The sequence below is a fragment of the Bradyrhizobium sp. FW305-F6 genome (genome assembly GCF_058782905.1).
This window is the reverse complement of sequence record NZ_JBYSYD010000011.1, coordinates 1-17,128: the sequence shown is the minus strand read 5'-3', so window position 1 is coordinate 17,128 and position 17,128 is coordinate 1. Positions and strand designations below refer to the sequence as shown.

Here is a 17,128-nt window from a genome sequence, read left to right as displayed (position 1 = left end):
AAAGGCTGCGGGGGCAGTCCATGCCAGGGCAGGTGGCGCGCGTCGTATTGACCGCGAGCCTCCTGATCGCATGGGCCCAACACATGGGCCCGACCGGTCCAAAGTCATCTCAACCAACCTGGCAGCTCCGCTTTGGATATTGCTTCGGCAGCTTCGAGCTTCCCATCGCGCTGGATCAGAACAGGCAGACGCCTTGACGATGATCCACCCAGAGCGGTCCTTGCGGAGGTCCTGACGAGGACTCCTAACTCCATCCAAAGGGCGGGGCCGACACCCCCGATTCACTTACGACATCGCCGCCAGCCACCTCGCCGACTCTGCAGAGCAATTCAGCTGGAGGCAGCCCGAGCCTCGCTCCAGCGGTGCCCGGCATGGGCTCGGGCGGCTCCGGCGCGGGTCGCGCCATGCGCGATATGATGGGCGGGTGCATGGGTGCGGGATGCATGGGCCCCTCCGCAAGGAGTTCTACGCGTCGCTGATGGCGATGCCGAACCTCTCTCCGGAGCAGCGTCATCGCATCGAGGCGCAGGCGCGCGCATGGATCAGCGCCGGGACCGAGGAGATAGCCAGCGCTGAAAGCGCGCTTCGCCATGCGAACGCCGCGGGCGACACGATCGGCGCCGAACAGGCTGCCTCCCGCCTCCGCGAGGCGCTGGCTCAGGTTAAGAGCGGCAACACGGTTTTTCGATCTCTCGCTGAGGGAAAGCCACCGCGGCAGATCGCGCTGGATTGGTTCAAGGGAGAGACGAATCTGGCGCCGGCAGAGCCCGTCGAACCTATCAGTCTATGTTGGTTTCACGTCGTCTTGATGGCACTGGTTGCTGTGTTCGCGGTGGCCATGCTGATGATCTACCTTTCCGGGATGCGCCGGGCGGACGATCTGATCGATCGGTTGACGAGCACCCCGCCCCGGCCAACTGCTCCGGCGACGGGCTCTCCCTCACCCGGCGTCCCCGGTGCTGCCGATACCAATGCGGCATCGTCGACCTCGACGCCGTCCCTCGGCTCGCCTCGAGCAATCGAGCGCGTTGAACTCTATAAAGCAGCGCACGCTGCTCGATTAATATGCCGCCCAGCGGAAGGCCGAAGTAGCCGAACAGGCGCTCTGGATGCTCGAGCAACTGGAGGTGGCCGTCATCGAAGCAAAGTGCACGAAATCGAGAAGATCAAATCGGACGCGAGGCTCGCATTCGTACGCGCGGTCGGCGAAGCCGCCAACCTCCTCACCGCGGAACAGCGCAAGATGATCCTCGGCATGGTGCCGATGCCGGGCAGCGCCCCCATGAAGAGGATGTGAGGCTGGACCGCCCGGGCGTAGGGCCACGCGTTTTCACGATCCGTGAGGCGCGGCCGGCGCCCCGCGGATCGGGCGGGCCGAAGGTCTGCGAGAGCCCCCATCGCCTCCCCGAGCAGAGACGCGATGTCGATCTCGCTCCTCCCGGTACCGACGCTATTCGTGGTCACGACCCGAGCGCCGGCGCCGACGAGCAGTTCGTCGGATCGGTCCGCGAACAATCCGTGGACGGCGATGCAGACCGGCGGCGGCCAGTCCTGCGCGGCGAGCAGCCGGACGGCCTCGATCATCGTACGCCCGCTCGAAATGATGTCGTCGACCAGCACGGCCGTGCGTCCCCTCCAGGCGTCGAGATTCCCAAGCGTGATCCGGACGTCCCGGTCCCCATGGCGGACCTTCTCCAAGACGCAATAGGGCGCTTCGGCTTCGCCTGCCACCGCCGCCACCCACTGTTCGCTCTCGCTATCCGGGCCGATGATGAGCGGCTTCTCGACGTTCTCCTTGATCCACCGCGAAACCAGCGGAGCCGCATGAACGACGCGCGTGGGTATCGAGTAGATCTCGCTCAGGTCGCCGTACCGGTGCAGATGCGGGTCGACGGTCACCATCCAGTCGAAGGCCCCGGAGATGAGATGCGCCACCTGCCGGGACGTCACCGCCTCGCCGGGATTGAAGCGACGGTCCTGTCGCATATAGGCGAGGTACGGAGCGACCAGTCCGACCTTCGAGGCGCCGAGCTCGCGCGCGGTCGCGGCGGCAAAGATGAGGGGCAGGAACTTGTCATCAGGATGCGCCAGCGTGCAGACGATGGCGACCGATCGCTTGTCGAGCTCGGTGTTGAAGCGAAGATAGGTCTCCCCGTCCGGAAATCGCCGCGTGATCAATTCGCCGGTTTCGCAATCGAGCTCGTCGGCAAGCCGCCCCGCCAATCGCTCGTTGCCCGGCATCGGAATAAGTAGAGTCTGGCTCATCGCTCCTGGACCGTGATGATGTCGGGATTCGCCGCGGCATAGTCCATGGCATAGGCAAGTTCGCCTCTCGCCTCCGCATGCACCGTGCAAAGAGGCTGTCCAATCGATACGGTATCGCCCGGCCTCACGTGCAGTTCGATGCCTGCTGCCTTGGCTTCGGGCGCACCTGCCAATTTTGCGAGCTTCGCGATCTTGCGGTTGTCGATCGAGACCACGCGTCCGGTTCTGACCGAGGCAAGTGGCTGGCGATGGCTCGAGCCCGGCGGCGTGCGCATGCCGCCCTGGGCCTCGCAGATCCTTTGGAATTTGGCCCATGCGCGGCCATCGTCGAGCGTTCGGGCTGCCGTGGCCGCTCCCCGTCCGTGCTCGGCCAGTCCGCCGAGTTCGATCAGCGCGCCGGCGAGGGCTACGGCTCGGTCACGGAGGTCGCGCGGCGCCGATGGGGCGCACTGGAGAACGGCCAGGACATCGTGGGCCTCCAGCGCCGGCCCTATCCCGCGGCCGATGGGTTCGGTGCCGTCTCCAGGAATCACCTTTGCTTTGATCCCGAACGCGTCTGCAACCGCGATCAGTCCCGCCGACAGAGCGTCCGCCGCTTCACGACTCCTGACCTTGGCGGTCGGCCCGACCGGCACGTCGAGAATGAGATGGGTCGAGCCTGCCGCGATCTTCTTGGACAGAACCGATGCGATCATTTGGCCTTCGGAGTCCAGATCGAGGGCACGTTCGATGCGGATCAGGATGTCGTCGGCCGGACTGAGCCTAATCGCGCCGCCCCAAACGACGCACCCTCCCTCTCGTTCGACAACGCGATGAATGTCGGCAATGGCCAGGTCCACCGGCGCCATCGTTTCCATGGTATCGGCGGTGCCGGCCGGCGAAGTGATGGCGCGAGACGACGTCTTGGGCATCGTCAGCCCGAGGGCCGCGATGATGGACACGATAATCGGCGTGGTCCGGTTTCCGGGCAGTCCGCCCACGGAATGCTTGTCGAGCACGACCTCCGCGTTCCAGGACAGCCGATCGCCCACCTCCACCATCGCCTTGGTCAGTCCGAGAACCTCGTCATGGTCGAGCGGACGCGCCGCGCATGCCGTGATGAACGACGAAAGGTGAATGTCGGAATATTTCCCCTCGACGATATCCGAGGTCACCGAAAGCAGCGCCGCGTCGCTCAGTTCGTTTCCGTAGATCCGACCTCGGACGTGGCTCAGCGATATCAGGGGATCCGGATGGCTGATCGCAATGGTGTCTCCGTCGCTCAGCTCAAGCCGGCTCCAGGCCGATTCCGACAACGCGGCCTCGTCGTGTGCGATCAGGTCGTTGGTGACCTGATACAGGGTGGCGATGACATGCCGCTCCCCGGCTCGCAGCAGCAGCCGATTGTGCGCGACGAATCCCTCCGACCGGCAGACCGCGCACTCCTTGTGCATGAAGACTACGGGTTCGAACTGCGTGTCGACGCCCAGTCGACGGACGCGGACCCGGTGCCCGTCGGGCGGCTGGTCGAGCTGGCGAACTCCGCTCATGCCAGATCCACCTGTTGGCCGTGATCGGGTATCGCGCAGGTCCAACCCACTTCCTCTTCGATTCGCTTGCGCAAGGCGTCGGATGCGCTGGCCTCCCCATGCGTGATGAATGTCCGGCGTGGCGGGATTTTGAAGCCCTTCAGCCACCTCAAGATCTCGTCCGCGTCTGCGTGGGCCGAGAGCATCTCCAGGTTCGTTACCTCCGCACGAACCGGCACGTATTGTCCGTGGATTTTGATGCTATCGGCACCGGCCACCATGGACGCACCCCTCGTTCCTCCGGCCTGGAAGCCCGCGAACAGAATAGTATTCCTGCCGTCTGGCGCGTAGCTTTTCAGATGGTGCAGGACCCGGCCGCCGGTGGCCATTCCGCTGGCCGAGATGATCACCTTCGGCATCGAGTTCGCCATCAGGGCCTTCGATTCTTCGACGCTCTGGACGTAGTGCGCGACGGCGCAGGCATCGCGGCATTCGCGCTCCGTAAGTCTATGATCGGCGGCATGCCTGCAGAAGATCCTGCTCGCGTCGACGGCCATCGGGCTGTCGAGGAATATCGGTATGTCCGGCAACCGTCGGGAAGCCTTCAGGCGATGCAAGTGATACAGGAAACTTTGTGCCCGCCCCACGGCGAATGCCGGGATGATGACGGTCCCGCCCTTTCCGACCGTACGACCGATGACTTCGGCGAGAGCATCCTCGGGATCCGCCACGTCGTGCCGCCGATTTCCGTAGGTGGACTCCACGACGAGGTAGTCGGCGTGCGCGATCGGAACAGGATCGACCATGGTCGCGTCGCCGTATCGGCCGAGGTCGCCGGAGAAGACGAGTGTTCTACCGTTCCAGGCAAGCTGGATCGAAGCCGCGCCCAATATATGACCTGATCGTCGAAGCACGGCAGATCCGCCTCCGGGCAGATCCAGCGGCTGCCCGAATTCCACGGGCCTCAACTGCTCCAGAGAACTCACGGCGTCTTTCAGAGTGTAGAGCGGCAGCGCGGGCTTGTGCCGGGAGAACTGATGGCGGTCCGCAAATTCCGCATCCTTTTCCTGCAGGTAGCCGGAATCCGGCAGCAGGACCCTGCATAGATCCGCTGTTGCCGAGGAACAGAATACCGGCCCGTCGAAGCCGTGCTTGATCAATAGCGGTAGATAACCGGTGTGATCGAGATGGGCATGCGTGAGAAGAACCGCGTCGATCCGGCGGGGATCCACCGGGAAACGCGCCCAATTCCGAAGCCGCAACTCTTTGAAGCCTTGAAAGAGCCCGCAGTCGATCAGCAGCCGGTGATCCGCATTTTCGAGTAGATATTTGGACCCTGTAACTGTCCCGGCTCCACCCAGGAACGACAATCGTAAAGTCACCCTTGGCCTCCCGATACGGTTAGTCGGCGTGACCTGCCCTAAGGAAAGACGCGCAGCCCGTTGTCGTACAAGCCGTACGCCGACTTCTGCTCGCTTCCTTGATGTGCATCAAAAAATCAGACCTTCGATTTGCTCCACTTTGCGCTGCGCGCAACAGCTTCCTTGGGGATGGTGTCCCCGGGACCGAACGCGATGATCGGCCCGCGCGGGACCGGGGTCGCTGGCTCGCGCGCCACCTACGCGATCATAGGATTTCGAATGATTGTGCACGCGATGACCAGGCGAGCACTGGCATCGATCGTCCGCCAGGGGGACCGGCCTGAGTTTGCGCCTCTTCTGGGCGCTCTGTCGTTCTTGGCTACGATCACACTGACGGTGCCCGTCGAATGGCTCGTCGTCGTTGGAACGCTGACCAACAGGCGACGTTGGATCAGCGTAGCGGCGTGGGCCGCGACGGGAAGTTCGCTCGCGGCGATTGGATTCTATTTCGCCTTCCATCATCTAGGCTGGAGTTTGTTGGCGGAACGATATCCGATTGGCGAGTACGCGCGCCTGGGCCCAGGCTTCTGGCTGGATCTCGCGATATGGCCCGCTCGCACTGTTGGGCCTGATGGCGCTGCCGCTCCCCATTCCAAAGCTACCCATGTTGGAGGTCGTCGTCGCCATCTGGTCCGGAAAATCATCAACTACACTTTCGACGCCTACGTGGTGACCCGCTTCGCGAGAGCGGTCCGTCGCATGTTTCAGGCGACCTGAGTCCGAGGCGGTCCTGAGATCATCCAAGGTGCAGCGTCCGGGGCCCCTGCTTTCCTCGGTTCACTCACCGGCGACGCGGCTTCTTGCGTCTATCTCCCCAATATGGGGGCTGAGGGGCGAAAGCCGGCGGGATTGGCCGGGTTTAGGCGCCGAGCCCACTCCGCTCGGCCAACACCTCCTATCGGAGATCGTGGAGCCGGCGACAGCGTTGGTGGATGCGGCAAGGAGCGGTAACATAAGCGAAATCGCAAACCGTATCTTCCTGCCGGTTCGTGCTCCGATCACCAGAACAGCCAGACTCCGGCCGCGAAATTTACGCTGGACGCTGCTTCTGATTTCTTAATGCGATCGTCGGTTTATCCTACCTCGCGATCCCAACTCACCCCGATGTATGGAGCAACATAGCGAAGGCGAGAAGCCAATTCGAAGTCCGCAAGGCCTCTCCCCAGATCAGCTCGGACGGATTGCAACTGAAACCGCAAGTCAACGCGAGAGACGAGGGTCTTGTTGTCATTCGGTCCTTTAATTGCGGTTTGATGTCAAGTGGTGTCTCCTTTCTTGAAGGCTGTAGCGCTCGACCTGTCGGAGCCCGCCATTACGTAGACAGGGCGAGCGCGGGTGATGACGATGCCAGTCCAGTTGCGGTTTGGCGTCGTTGGGCCTGATGCCATCGCTGGGGTCATGGTCCTTTCCGAGGTCGCGCAGCGCCTCATGATGATGCCCGGGGCGGACGCCTCAACGTCCTTCGCCCGACCCCAATCGAACGGTGTGCCATCGACCCAGACGCAGTGGAGGATCACGGCGATCTTGCGGGCGATGGCGACTTTTGCCTTTCTCATGCCAATTCGTTTGGCGAGCTTTATTCCCCGAGCCTTGAGGGAAGACCACTTCTTGGTGCGATAAAGCAGCACCGTCTCCGCCTCGGACAGGCAAGTCCGGAGCAGACGGTCGTCCCATCGGGATATCTTTCCGTTGATGTCCGTTTCGCCAGATTGACTGCGCCGCGGTGTAGGACCCAGATGGGCGCCGACGCTTGATGCCGATCGGAAGCGCGATGGATCATCGATCGTATGGCGGAACGTCAAGGCAGTCACCACGCCAACACCAGGAACCGTCAATTGGCGACGCGTCGCCTCATCCGACTTCGCCAACTGGCGGACTTCGTTGTCGAATGTGCCTTGTTGCTTGCAGATCTGCTCATGGATCGACAGAAGTGGCGCGATCGCACTGAGGAGCTGATGATCTTCACCCAATCGTTCGCGAACCTGATTGCGGAATTGCAGTCCTGATCGCACGGGGGAACAGCAAGCCGTATTCTTTGATGAGACTGCGGACCTGGTTCTCGATATCTCGACGAATGGCCACGAGCCGGGATCTCGCCACGAGTATCGCACGGATCTTCTGACTTTCCTCGCTCTTGACCTTGACTTCTCGATACCAGCCAACCCGTACCAGTTCGGCCAGACCTCGAGCAATCGTTCTGATCGCTTTTGTTCATGCGCACTGAAAAAGCCGCGTGCGCATGCCGAGCGTCGATACAGACCAGTGGAAGATCAACCCTACGAAGCTCGTGCCACAGCCAACTCGCCATCGCCCCGTCTCAAAACCAATGCGCTCGGCGTGTGGAGCTCGCTTGCGAAGCAGTGCCGTGAGCGCCCTCGGGTCGGACTTGGCCTTTCCCTCGAACAAGGCCTGACCTACCTCGTCGACCACACATACTGACGTTTCTTTCTACGAGACATCCAGCCCAACATATTGCTTCATAGCCCCTCCGATTCGTAAGATTGTGGAAGGCTTGAAAATAGCGGATCTTTCGTGCCGCGGGCGCCGACCGCAATTAAGTCATCGTGTGCAAAATTGGCTCTGACGCAAGTCTGGTGCAGCGCCGACTCTTCTGTCGCCGTTCAACCTAGCTTGAAGCAGATCGATTTTCCCGCGACCGTACATATCCGCTTGGCCTCGGGCGTCACCATCTCTCCCAACAGATCCTTAAAGCGCCGCGTTGTCCAGCATGGCGTCGGCCAGCAGCCGCTTCAAACTGGATTATGGGGCAAGGTCACCTATCCAGGACGCCCGATATGCCAAGAACGCAAGTTCACAAGCCGGCTCTTCCCCTTTCACCTGTGGAGAGCTGAAGGCCGTGTCCGCATCGCGAACGAATTGCGATGGAGCAGCGTCGTACCGGAAACGGGCCAAGAGGCGACGCTGAACTGACGTCGCAAAGTACATTAAGGAATTGCCACGCTGAGACGAAGCGATCGCGCCGCGATCATGCAGAATGATCTCAGTCCAATTGCTGTTACTTTGGTCCGATGTGGTGGGGCTCACGCGGGCCGCCGCTGTAATGATGGCTCCCCTTCGGACCGGATTTCTTTGAGCCAGTCCTCTGCTTCTTGCGACCTATGTGATGCGGGACCTCGGACTTGGCTCCACCAAAATAGTGGTGGCTGCCACCCTTCCCTTCTTCGGGGCTCGACTGCGCCATCGCGGGAAGCGCAACAAAGGACAAGACACTCGCGGCAAATAACAGTTTGAGGATATTCATGTTTCTCCCTCCTATTTGACCGAATGGGAACAATCAAAACGGGCGTCTGATTGACCGGCAATCAACCCGATGCGCCGCGAATGTGGGTTGAGCCAGATCAAGGACTGGGGGCAAATAAGTTTGGAGGAATGCTGAAAGAATGAGCATGCTAGCCCGAAATTCAAAGCCACTATCTTATGGGTTGCCTTCGCGATGACCAGCGCTGGCTGCGGCCTATGTCCTCCGAAGCTTCAACATCCATTCGACGATTGTTCCAAAACGTCGGCTCATTGAGTTCGACAGAGTGCACCCGTGCAGCCCTGCACCAGCGGCCGCCGACCGCGAGCAAAAGCACCTGCTGCGGCAGCATTATAATAACGTCATTGAAGATCGTTTTATTACAGTGGGATCCGAAAAATCTCCCGCAACATGCGTTCGCCAAGTTGACCTTGGTCAAACTGCGGTCCCCGGAGCGCCATACGGTGGTGACTGCCGGTTATCGAGACCGGCAGCAAAACCTTGTGGGAGAGGAATGATGAAGACAATCGGTCAAAGGAGCCTCGCGGCGGCTCTCGGCTTGGCTATTGCCCTTAACTCGTCGGCAGTGGCTTCGGCCCAGCAGCAGACCCCGGATACCCCAAAGGATGCGCCCTCTCAGCAGACTGAGCCTGCCCAGCCAGCGCCAGGCATGGGACAGGGAATGATGCGGGACGGCATGGGCCATAGCAGGATGGGCCGGAAGGGGATGGAAAGCGACCACGACAGGATGGGCGGCCGGATGCACCGAGGCGGTTCGGATTCGAAGCAGGATGCACCCTCGACCACCGGTGCTAGCCCGTCGACTAATTCGAGCACCGCACCGCACTCTGGCTCTAAGTAATCGTCCTTCAAGATTGCCAGACAGCTCGATCGACCTCTCCGGGCTGTCGGCGATCTGAACCGCCCCGGGATTGCCCGAGGCCGTTTAGGTTAAGTTATACTGCCATGGCCTGTTGTTCAGCATGGCGTAGTAGCGTTGCGGGGCTTCGGCCGGCGGTATGTTGTCAATGGGTTCCAGCGACCTGCGGTTGTGAACCAATAGACCGTTCGAAGGTGGCGAACTCGACGGCCTCCAAGTTTCGCCATGGACCTCGACGGTGGATCACTTCGGCCTTGTAGAGGCCGTTGATGGTTTCGGCGAGAGCATTGTCATAGGTTCCGACGCTGCAGACAGAAGCTCGACGCTGCTTCCGCCAGGCGCTCGGTATATTTGATCGAGACGTATTGGGCGGATTCCAACGGTCGTCGCAACACCCTGAAGTGGAAGTTGCGATGAAAGATAGACGTTCGGCGCGGTCAGAACGAGCGCCATTGCCATTGGCAGGCCGGCCGTCTGCGGCCGGACGCGATGAATAGCATCGATGTTGGAAGGCGATTGCCATAGGCCAGAGCAGCGAAGATGCTGCGTTTGAGGCCGGATTTTAGCAACCGGTCGGAAGCAGATTATTCCGAAAGGCAGGCGGCATGCCACCAGCGATGTTCAGATCTTCGGCCAAGCCTCTCTCCAGGCGCTGTGTTTCCTCGGCTGAACGCGAGGAAATTGCCCGACTAAAGGTGCAGGGCCTTCAGCGATGCGAAAAGCCCTGGGCAGCGCGGCACCAACGAGAACACCAACGGGTTAGCTGCGGCAGTACTTTCCGAAAGGCACAGACCTGAGCATCCACAGCGCCGACGAGATATCCGCTGTAGCAGCGGCTCTCAATGAGCGACCCAGAATGATACTGGGCTGGAAAACGCCGGCAGAAGCGCTTGACGAATTGCTGTCATGAGTAAAAACGAATTGGTGTTGCGACTACCGAGAGCCAAAGGACGTTCGGCCTTGGCGCCTTGAACTGGCAGTTGACGTGATCCAGGGGGCATGGCGCGGCCTTGTTGCTGATCGTGGTTTTGACGGTTTCGCCGCGGATTATCCCTCGCAAGCCCATGTGCCGCATCAGTCGCGACACTGTGCAACGAGCAACATCGAAGCCTTCGCGCTTGAGCTGTCGCCAGATCTTGCGCACGCCATAGACCCGGAAGTCCTCACCGAAGACTCTCCGAACCTCGATCTTCAGCTTGGCATCCGGCCTGGCGCGCGCCGACAGCCTGGCTGAATCGCGCCGCTTGAGGGGGCGATCGGCAACCCTTGCAGATCGGCTCGACTCCATAAACCTCGCGGTGATCGTCGATGAACGCGATCATGGTACCGGCGGTCGAACTCCGCCATCGCAAAATATGCCGACATCTTGCGCAGGATCTCATTGGCCTGGGCGAAGCTCGCCCTTCTTCCGCTCAAGCAATCGTTCCCTCGTTTGATCGACTCGGGGTCCTCGCAGTGATCATTGTGATCCGAACATTTATGAGCTTTTCGCTGCAGATCGAAATCGAAGGCCGCTTGCCTTGGCGGCAGCATGCGGCTGCGCCGGACGATACGGATCGTGCCGGTTTCTGAACCTGCGGGTTGCCACTCGCTCCTATTTTCAGTTCGAAATAGCCCTCGAATTTTCCATCGGGGCACCGGCATGTCCGACGAGGATCCAAGCTCCTAGCCAAGCATTCACCCCGATTTTCCGAGAGGCCGCCTGTCCGCTCGCAATCAACTATTCGTGTAATAATCTAATAGGTTATCCGTCTTTCTGAATTGATCTGCGTCAACCTGCCCTGACTTCGAAATGGTAGGTGAATGATGGGTGATCATCAACAGGGATTGGAGCCGTCCATGGAGAATATGAAAAATTTCGTCGGAACCGCAGTCGCGCTCGTCGTCCTGGGTCTGGCGCCAGCCGCGCCGTCAACGGCAAGAGCAGCGGCTGCAAATCCCTTGCAGCTTGCGATGATGGACGAAATGAAAATGAAGTCCGACTCATCCAACAGCTCGGGCGGCATGGGCGGCCAGTCCGGCAACCAATCCCAGAACATGGGCGGCATGGACGACAGGATGAAGATGCCCATGCAGAGGCCGATGGGCGGAATGGGGCCGATGGGTGGAATGGGGCAATCCGGCGGCCAATCCCAGAACATGGGCGGTGGCATGGATGACATGATGCGGATGATGCGGATGATGCACGGTCAGATGCCCTCACCCAAAGCCGGTATGGCGCCCGACGCCGGGGTTACCGTAAGCGGACCGGCGGACGTGACTGAGCGGCTGGAAGGGCGGATCGCCTTCCTGAAGGCCGAGTTGCAGATCACTGACAAGCAATCGGCTGATTGGAACCTCCTAGCCGATGCGCTACGCTCCAGCCGCCAGCATTTGCTGGATGCACGCAAACTCCTCGTCGTGGATGAGAAAATTTCGGGTTCCGAGCGGATCGAGCATTACGAGCGCCATCTGGCGGAACGCCTGGAAGCGATCAAGGCAGCTCGCACCGCCTTCAATCGTCTATATGCGAACCTGAGCGACGACCAGAAGAAGACGGCAGACGCCATCCTACTGCCCTTGATCGCGACGTTCTGACGATGCCTTGAAAGCAGAGGTCATGTCGAGAGTCGTGTTGTCTTTCGGATGTCGACGTGCCCTCGGTGCCTTGGCCTTTTGGGGCTGGTTTGCTGCGAGTACGGTATTCGCCAGCGTCTCGCCGAACGGTGCCATATCTCAGCGGGAGAGCGCCCAGGCTATCGGGCCAGGGTTCGCGATTGATGCCGCGGACGATCGGCGCGGGGTTGAATGGTCAAACGGAAGGCGGCAATTCGCCCAATCGGCAGATGAACATTCGGCGCATCATCCCGGCGGTTCGAATCCCGGAGCTGATGCCGCACCTCAGTCGAATAGCCCAGCTACTCCACCAAGTACTCCAGGCGTCGGCTCACCGGGGCCTTCATCAAGCGCGCCGAACTCCGGCATGATGAACATGATGGGCGAAATGATGGGCCGCCCACGCAAGGAGTTCTATCCATCGTTGATGGAGATGCCGCCGCTTTCGCCGGAGCAGCGCCTCAACCTGGAATCTCAGGCTCGCGGCCGGATCAATTCAGACATTGATGGCATCTCGGCCGCCGAAAAGAATTTGCGGCATGCAATCGCGGGGGATGACATCGGCGCGGCGGATCAGGCGGCGAAGCAAATCCGCGATTCCCTCAACCAGGTCCAGAGCGGAGTTACCGCGCTGCGGGCGCTGAATGAGGGAAGGCCTCCGCAACAGATCGCGCAGAGTTGGTTCAAATCTCAGATGAACCTCGCGACGCCTGAACAGCTTCACGGGAATACGGATGGCCTGTTCGGAATCTCCTGGTTCCACGTCATTACAATGGCGCTCCTCGCGATCTTCTCTGCCGGAATGCTTATTGTCTATGTGCAGCGGATGCGCAGGGCCAATGCGCTTGTTGATCGCCTGACTCGCGCGCCGGCGCCCGGGCCGTCATCGCCTCCTGCCGCTCCGGCGTCTCCAGCGCGCGGGGCGACGGACCTCAAGGCTCCGATAGTTCCGCCACGAGCGAGCGTGAGTGGCCAGCCAACTTACGTTGGGAGCGGGCCCCTTCCATCCGAGTCTGGCAGACGCAGCGCTGCGGCGAAGCCGGGCGGCCTCTGGAAGGGTAGGCTCAGAGTTTGTGCGATCTACAAGGAAACGCCCAGTGTAAAAACATTCCGCCTTCAGGACCCTGCGGGAGACGCTATTCCATTCAGCTTCCTGCCCGGTCAGTTTTTGACCTACTCCGCCGAAATCGATGGAAAGACCGTCCGGCGGTCTTACACGATCGCATCGTCTGCTGCCCAGACCGCTTACGTGGAAACCACGATCAAGCGCGAGGACGGCGGAGTTTTTTCCGATTACATGCACGACCAGATCAAGGAGGGGGACTTCCTTGAGGTGATGGCCCCTTCGGGCTCGTTCACCTTCACGGGAAAAGAATCCGATAGCGTGGTGCTGATCGGCGGCGGCGTGGGAATCACGCCGTTGATGGCTGCAGTGCGGTACCTGTCCGATATTGCATGGCCGGGGCAGATCTTTCTGGTTTATGGCGCACAAACCACGGAGCACTTCATCTTCAGGGATGAACTGGAGTTCCTGCAGCGCAAGATGAACAATTTGCATGTTGCTGCGACCATGGTGCGGGCCGCAGGTACTTCATGGATGGGTGCCGAGGGTCAGATCACCGGCGATTTCTTGGTGCGATCCGTGCCCGATTTGGCGAAGCGACGGGTTCACCTGTGCGGCCCTCCGAGGATGATGGAGGCGCTCAGGAAGTTGCTTGGCGAGCTCGGTATCCCGCCCGAACAGATCAAGACCGAAGCATTTGGTCCTGCGCTCGGAGCTGTCCCTCCTCCGGGAATGACGATCATCGAAAAACGCAAGTCCGAAAGTGGCACCGACCATGATGGCGCGCGAGCGATCGGGCCGGCCACAGCATCAATTCGCTTCGCCAAGTCGGACAAAGTTGCTCCGTTGCCTCCGGACAAGAGCGTCCTCGAAGTCGCCGAGTCGGTCGGCGTGCCGATCGATTTCTCCTGCCGTGCAGGCATCTGCGGAGTCTGCAAGACTCATCTCCTGGAAGGGTCCGTCACGATGGAGGTACAGGAGGCGTTGACGGAGGGAGACAAAGCGCAGGGCATGATCCTGGCCTGCCAGGCCAAGTCGATCGGAAATCTGGTCGTCGAGGCTTAATATGAGCGAAAGAGGACGCCTCATCGTCGATATCGTCCTCGCGAGCCTCTTGCTGCTCGTTCCCGCCTTTTTGCTTCATTCCGATTCGAGATTTGCTGGCAGCCTGGCCGGCTTTGCCTTGGGCACGTCCGCCGCGACGCTGATGGTTCTTCTCCTCGTCTATCCGCTCACGAAATACAGCCGAAGCTTCAGGACGCTTGTCACGCGGCTGGTATCGATGAAGGTCCTCCTCAGCTTTCACGTTTATGCCGGCATTGCCGCATCATTTTTGGCTATTCTTCATAGCGGCCATAAGTACGAAAGTCCGATAGGAATAGGCCTCATCGCCAGCATGCTGGTCGTTGTGGTGACCGGATTCGTGGGTCGATACTACCTGCCGCAGACCGCCACCGAAATTCGAGAGCAACAAGCTTATCTGTCAACTTTGCGGTCCGCCTATGACCGGACGGCGCTCAACCTGTCCTCTCGCGAAATGGCCGATCCTGACGGTCCTCAGGTAGGAACAGCAGCTCTGCAAGAGGTACCGATGTTGCAGCTCGTCGACGGCATTGCGGATCTAGAATACGCGATTGGATCTCAAGAAGCCGTCAAGAAGATATTCATGCAGTGGATCGGCCTCCACGTGATTGCGGCAATTGCAATGTACGCGCTGCTGGCGCTGCACATCGCCGGCGAAGTCTATTACGGACTGCGGTGGCTTACGTGAGCGTGCGCTCTTTCATCTATATGGCCCTTGTGACGCTCGCCATCACAGGCGTGGCGGCGATATCGATCGGTTTGTACCGCGACGGTTCCCTGGCGGTTTCCGGCTGGACAGATGCCGTCGTCCCTGGCCCGCTTTCGGAAAAGCATGCGTTTCTGTCCAAGAAATGCGAAACGTGCCATACGCCAACGAAGGGCGTCCAGGCGTCCGCCTGCATAGGCTGTCATACGACGGCCGCCGCCGATCTGGGCAAGCAGTCGACAGCTTTTCACGCGACGAGCAAAGAGTGTAGGGGATGCCATATCGAGCATAAGGGCGGCGTCCGCCCCACCAGGATGGATCACGTGGCGCTCCTGCGCATCGGGGCATTTTCGTCAGCCCCGAACACCTCCGCCCGCGCAATCACCGAGCAGATGGCGGTTGATCTAAAGGAATTCCTTCGATTGCCAAAGTCCGACCAACGGGAAAAGGCAAGTCTCGACTGCGCCAACTGTCACAGCAATCGAGAGCCGCACCGCGGGCTGTTCGGACGTGACTGCGCGGGCTGCCACGAACTCGGTTCCTGGCGGATTGCGCAATTCCTGCATCCTTCACCGGCCTCGAAGGAATGCGCGCAATGTCATCAGGCGCCGCCCAGCCATTACATGGAACATTTTATGATGGATAAAGTGCTCACCGGTCAGATGCATGCCACCGTAAAGGAGTGCTTCCTTTGCCACCGCACCGATTCCTTCAATGACATCAAGGGTATCGGCTGGTATAAACACCACTGAGGAGAAAACCCGATGCCGCCTCTGATGTTATCGCCTCAACTTTCCCGTCGATTCGTCTGTGCAGCCGTTCTTGGACTGGTGATGGCGCCCGTTCCGCTCCCGGCCGCATCTTCCGAGGTACTTGTGCACAAGGATCCTAGCTGTGGCTGCTGCGGAGCTTGGGCCAAGCATCTCGAAGCTGCCGGATTGGCCGTTAAGGTCATGGAACGAGGGACCTGAATGGTATCCGCCGCCGTTTAGGCGTACCCGCCGATTTGGGAGCGTGCCATACCGCAGAAATCGGCGGCTACGTTGTGGAAGGCCACGTTCCGGCGATCGCCATCAGAAGGCTGCTTGAGGAACGGCCGGATGCGGCCGGCATCGCTGTTGCCGGAATGCCATCGGGATCTCCTGGGATGGGTGGCAAACCCGAGCGGTATTCAGTCGTTTTATTTGGTCCAAGCGGCCGCCGCACATTTATGCAGTTCGTCGGCTTGGAGGCAGTCGGATAGGTGCGGGTCGGTATGCGGAGCGAAGACGAACGAGGTCTGACCCACCGCAAGCAATCGCCGGCATACGTGCTCTTTGCCAGCACATTTGCGCGCGACTTCTACGCCGTCGTACCTACGCACACAGAGATTCCAAATTTGCTGTTGGGCCCAGGTTTGGCGGTTCGTTCGCATTTTGAAAGGAAGCGATGCGCGTCAAGCTTGCCTGCGGAGAAAGTCCGTCGCTAATGCCCTCAGCCGGGACGGCTATTATCTGTTTACGGGCCAGGAGTTTGCACCCGTAACTCAACACGGTAGGGGCCCGTAGGTAGTTGATGCGGCGGCAGAGTTGATTTGAATCAAGAGTTGCGGGCTAGCAGCTTGTAAAATTGAGATGTTCAGGAAGCGCTGCGCTGCGAAACGAAACAGGCGAAAGCCAATATTTCCGAGGCGTGCGAGCAACGGCAAGCGCCGAGGTAAACATGAACAAGAGCGTCACTCTCTGCCTCATCGTGCCCCTGCTCGCTATCGTGCCCTCGGTCGAGGTCATGGCCGGCGCCACCATTTCGGACCGGCGTTACTGGCCGAACGAAGCGCGTGGCTCGCCGGCCCAAGCCGTTGAAATATCTCCGCCATACACATACCCAGTGCTCCCGCTGGACCCCGGTCAGCCGCGCATCGGGCCGCGGAGGAAGGCTGGGAAAAATCGATAGGAACCGGGCCCGGCCGAAGGAAGAAGGCGTCGTCCAGGCGCAATTTGCCTATTTTCTTAGGTTGCTTGCTATTGGCGGTCGCTTAACCGAAGCTATATTCTGAAGCAAGTTGGTATCAGATGGGTAGCTTGACGCGACCAAAGCGAAGATGGTGGGGATGGCTTTTCGCCGTCGCATATCTGCTTGGGTCGATATCGCCTTCGCTGGCCCTGCCCTTTGCCATCGGCCAACATGACGTCGCTGCTCAACACACCAACCAATCCCGTGCGCTCGGGGGATGTCATGAGCACCACCGCACGAGCGCCGAACCGGCGCAGCATTTGGATGATGTGGCGGCGGGTGCGGATTCCGACGAAGTCGCCCAGGCGTACCGATATGAAGTCGCCCGTGGATTCCGAGAGGATGTCGCCCACCTT

At 60.3% G+C, this 17,128-nt stretch carries 13 protein-coding genes, 6 pseudogenes and 1 other annotated feature; of the genes and pseudogenes, 10 read left to right on the top strand and 9 right to left on the bottom strand.

Translation table 11 applies throughout. The annotated features are described in order from the left end of the window. Nucleotides 1-1,134: 1,134 nt before the first annotated feature. From AC3WLX_RS34665 to AC3WLX_RS34655, 3 genes are read right to left on the bottom strand one after another with little or no spacing between them, the layout of a single operon-like run. Complete coding sequence (locus AC3WLX_RS34665) at nucleotides 1,135-2,265, bottom strand: ribose-phosphate pyrophosphokinase (RefSeq protein ID WP_492339213.1); 1,131 nt, start codon at nucleotides 2,263-2,265, stop codon at nucleotides 1,135-1,137. Then, nucleotides 2,262-3,839, bottom strand: a complete 1,578-nt coding sequence (locus AC3WLX_RS34660) for a thymidine phosphorylase family protein (protein WP_492339212.1) — start codon at nucleotides 3,837-3,839, stop codon at nucleotides 2,262-2,264. Before AC3WLX_RS34660 ends, AC3WLX_RS34665 begins: the two co-directional genes overlap by 4 nt. Continuing rightward, complete coding sequence (locus AC3WLX_RS34655) at nucleotides 3,791-5,155, bottom strand: MBL fold metallo-hydrolase RNA specificity domain-containing protein (RefSeq protein WP_492339211.1); 1,365 nt, start codon at nucleotides 5,153-5,155, stop codon at nucleotides 3,791-3,793. The genes AC3WLX_RS34660 and AC3WLX_RS34655 overlap by 49 nt, the downstream gene beginning before the upstream one ends. 258 nt (nucleotides 5,156-5,413) lie before the next feature. Between AC3WLX_RS34655 and AC3WLX_RS34650 the strand changes: the two genes are divergently transcribed. Then, nucleotides 5,414-5,911, top strand: coding sequence for a hypothetical protein (locus tag AC3WLX_RS34650; protein ID WP_492339210.1), 498 nt, complete (start codon nucleotides 5,414-5,416; stop codon nucleotides 5,909-5,911). 356 nt (nucleotides 5,912-6,267) lie between these two features. On the opposite strand, the gene AC3WLX_RS34645 is transcribed toward AC3WLX_RS34650, so the two are convergent. Further along, complete coding sequence (locus AC3WLX_RS34645; RefSeq protein ID WP_492339247.1) at nucleotides 6,268-6,438, bottom strand: copper resistance protein B; 171 nt, start codon at nucleotides 6,436-6,438, stop codon at nucleotides 6,268-6,270. A 213-nt stretch (nucleotides 6,439-6,651) separates the two neighbouring features. After that, nucleotides 6,652-7,624, bottom strand: a pseudogene (locus AC3WLX_RS34640) (IS110 family RNA-guided transposase); the annotation flags it as partial. 201 nt (nucleotides 7,625-7,825) lie between these two features. On the opposite strand from AC3WLX_RS34640, the gene AC3WLX_RS34635 reads away from it, so the two are divergent. After that, a complete protein-coding gene (locus AC3WLX_RS34635) occupies nucleotides 7,826-8,125 on the top strand; it encodes a hypothetical protein (protein WP_492339209.1) in 300 nt (99 codons plus the stop codon). A gap of 85 nt (nucleotides 8,126-8,210) precedes the next feature. On the opposite strand, the gene AC3WLX_RS34630 is transcribed toward AC3WLX_RS34635, so the two are convergent. Both AC3WLX_RS34630 and AC3WLX_RS34625 read right to left on the bottom strand, forming a co-directional pair. After that, nucleotides 8,211-8,456: a hypothetical protein gene (locus tag AC3WLX_RS34630; protein ID WP_492339208.1), complete on the bottom strand. Its 246-nt coding sequence runs from the start codon at nucleotides 8,454-8,456 to the stop codon at nucleotides 8,211-8,213. 943 nt (nucleotides 8,457-9,399) lie between these two features. Further along, a pseudogene (locus AC3WLX_RS34625) lies at nucleotides 9,400-9,704 on the bottom strand (IS3 family transposase); the annotation flags it as partial. 42 nt (nucleotides 9,705-9,746) lie between these two features. Between AC3WLX_RS34625 and AC3WLX_RS34620 the strand changes: the two are divergent. After that, a pseudogene (locus tag AC3WLX_RS34620) lies at nucleotides 9,747-10,037 on the top strand (IS30 family transposase); the annotation flags it as partial. Between the two features lies 1 nt (nucleotide 10,038). After that, nucleotides 10,039-10,243: pseudogene (locus AC3WLX_RS34615) on the top strand (transposase); the annotation flags it as partial. 27 nt (nucleotides 10,244-10,270) lie between these two features. On the opposite strand, the pseudogene AC3WLX_RS34610 reads toward AC3WLX_RS34615, so the two are convergent. After that, nucleotides 10,271-10,783 (bottom strand): annotated as a pseudogene (locus tag AC3WLX_RS34610) (IS3 family transposase); the annotation flags it as partial. Beyond that, nucleotides 10,582-10,693: a sequence feature (AL1L pseudoknot), on the bottom strand. Its footprint overlaps the pseudogene before it by 112 nt. Nucleotides 10,784-10,788: 5 nt before the next feature. Between AC3WLX_RS34610 and AC3WLX_RS34605 the strand changes: the two are divergent. From AC3WLX_RS34605 to AC3WLX_RS34580, 6 genes and pseudogenes are all read left to right on the top strand, one after another. Next, entirely contained in the window at nucleotides 10,789-10,905 is a 117-nt protein-coding gene (locus tag AC3WLX_RS34605; protein ID WP_492339207.1) for a hypothetical protein, read from the top strand. A 267-nt stretch (nucleotides 10,906-11,172) separates the two neighbouring features. Further along, nucleotides 11,173-11,910, top strand: a complete 738-nt coding sequence (locus tag AC3WLX_RS34600) for a Spy/CpxP family protein refolding chaperone (RefSeq protein ID WP_492339206.1) — start codon at nucleotides 11,173-11,175, stop codon at nucleotides 11,908-11,910. A 385-nt stretch (nucleotides 11,911-12,295) separates the two neighbouring features. Then, nucleotides 12,296-14,056, top strand: coding sequence for a 2Fe-2S iron-sulfur cluster-binding protein (locus AC3WLX_RS34595; protein ID WP_492339205.1), 1,761 nt, complete (start codon nucleotides 12,296-12,298; stop codon nucleotides 14,054-14,056). Nucleotide 14,057: 1 nt separating this feature from the next. Continuing rightward, nucleotides 14,058-14,762 carry an iron reductase gene (locus tag AC3WLX_RS34590; protein ID WP_492339204.1) on the top strand — a complete coding sequence of 235 codons (705 nt, stop codon included), beginning with the start codon at nucleotides 14,058-14,060 and terminating at the stop codon, nucleotides 14,760-14,762. Continuing rightward, on the top strand, nucleotides 14,759-15,532 hold the full coding sequence (locus AC3WLX_RS34585) for a cytochrome c3 family protein (protein ID WP_492339203.1): 774 nt from the start codon (nucleotides 14,759-14,761) through the stop codon (nucleotides 15,530-15,532). The genes AC3WLX_RS34590 and AC3WLX_RS34585 overlap by 4 nt, the downstream gene beginning before the upstream one ends. Before the next feature lie 24 nt (nucleotides 15,533-15,556). Continuing rightward, nucleotides 15,557-16,023: pseudogene (locus tag AC3WLX_RS34580) on the top strand (DUF411 domain-containing protein). Between the two features lie 781 nt (nucleotides 16,024-16,804). Here AC3WLX_RS34580 and AC3WLX_RS34575 read toward each other — a convergent pair. Next, the coding region (locus tag AC3WLX_RS34575; RefSeq protein WP_492339202.1) for a hypothetical protein at nucleotides 16,805-17,128 on the bottom strand (324 nt) is incomplete at its 5' end.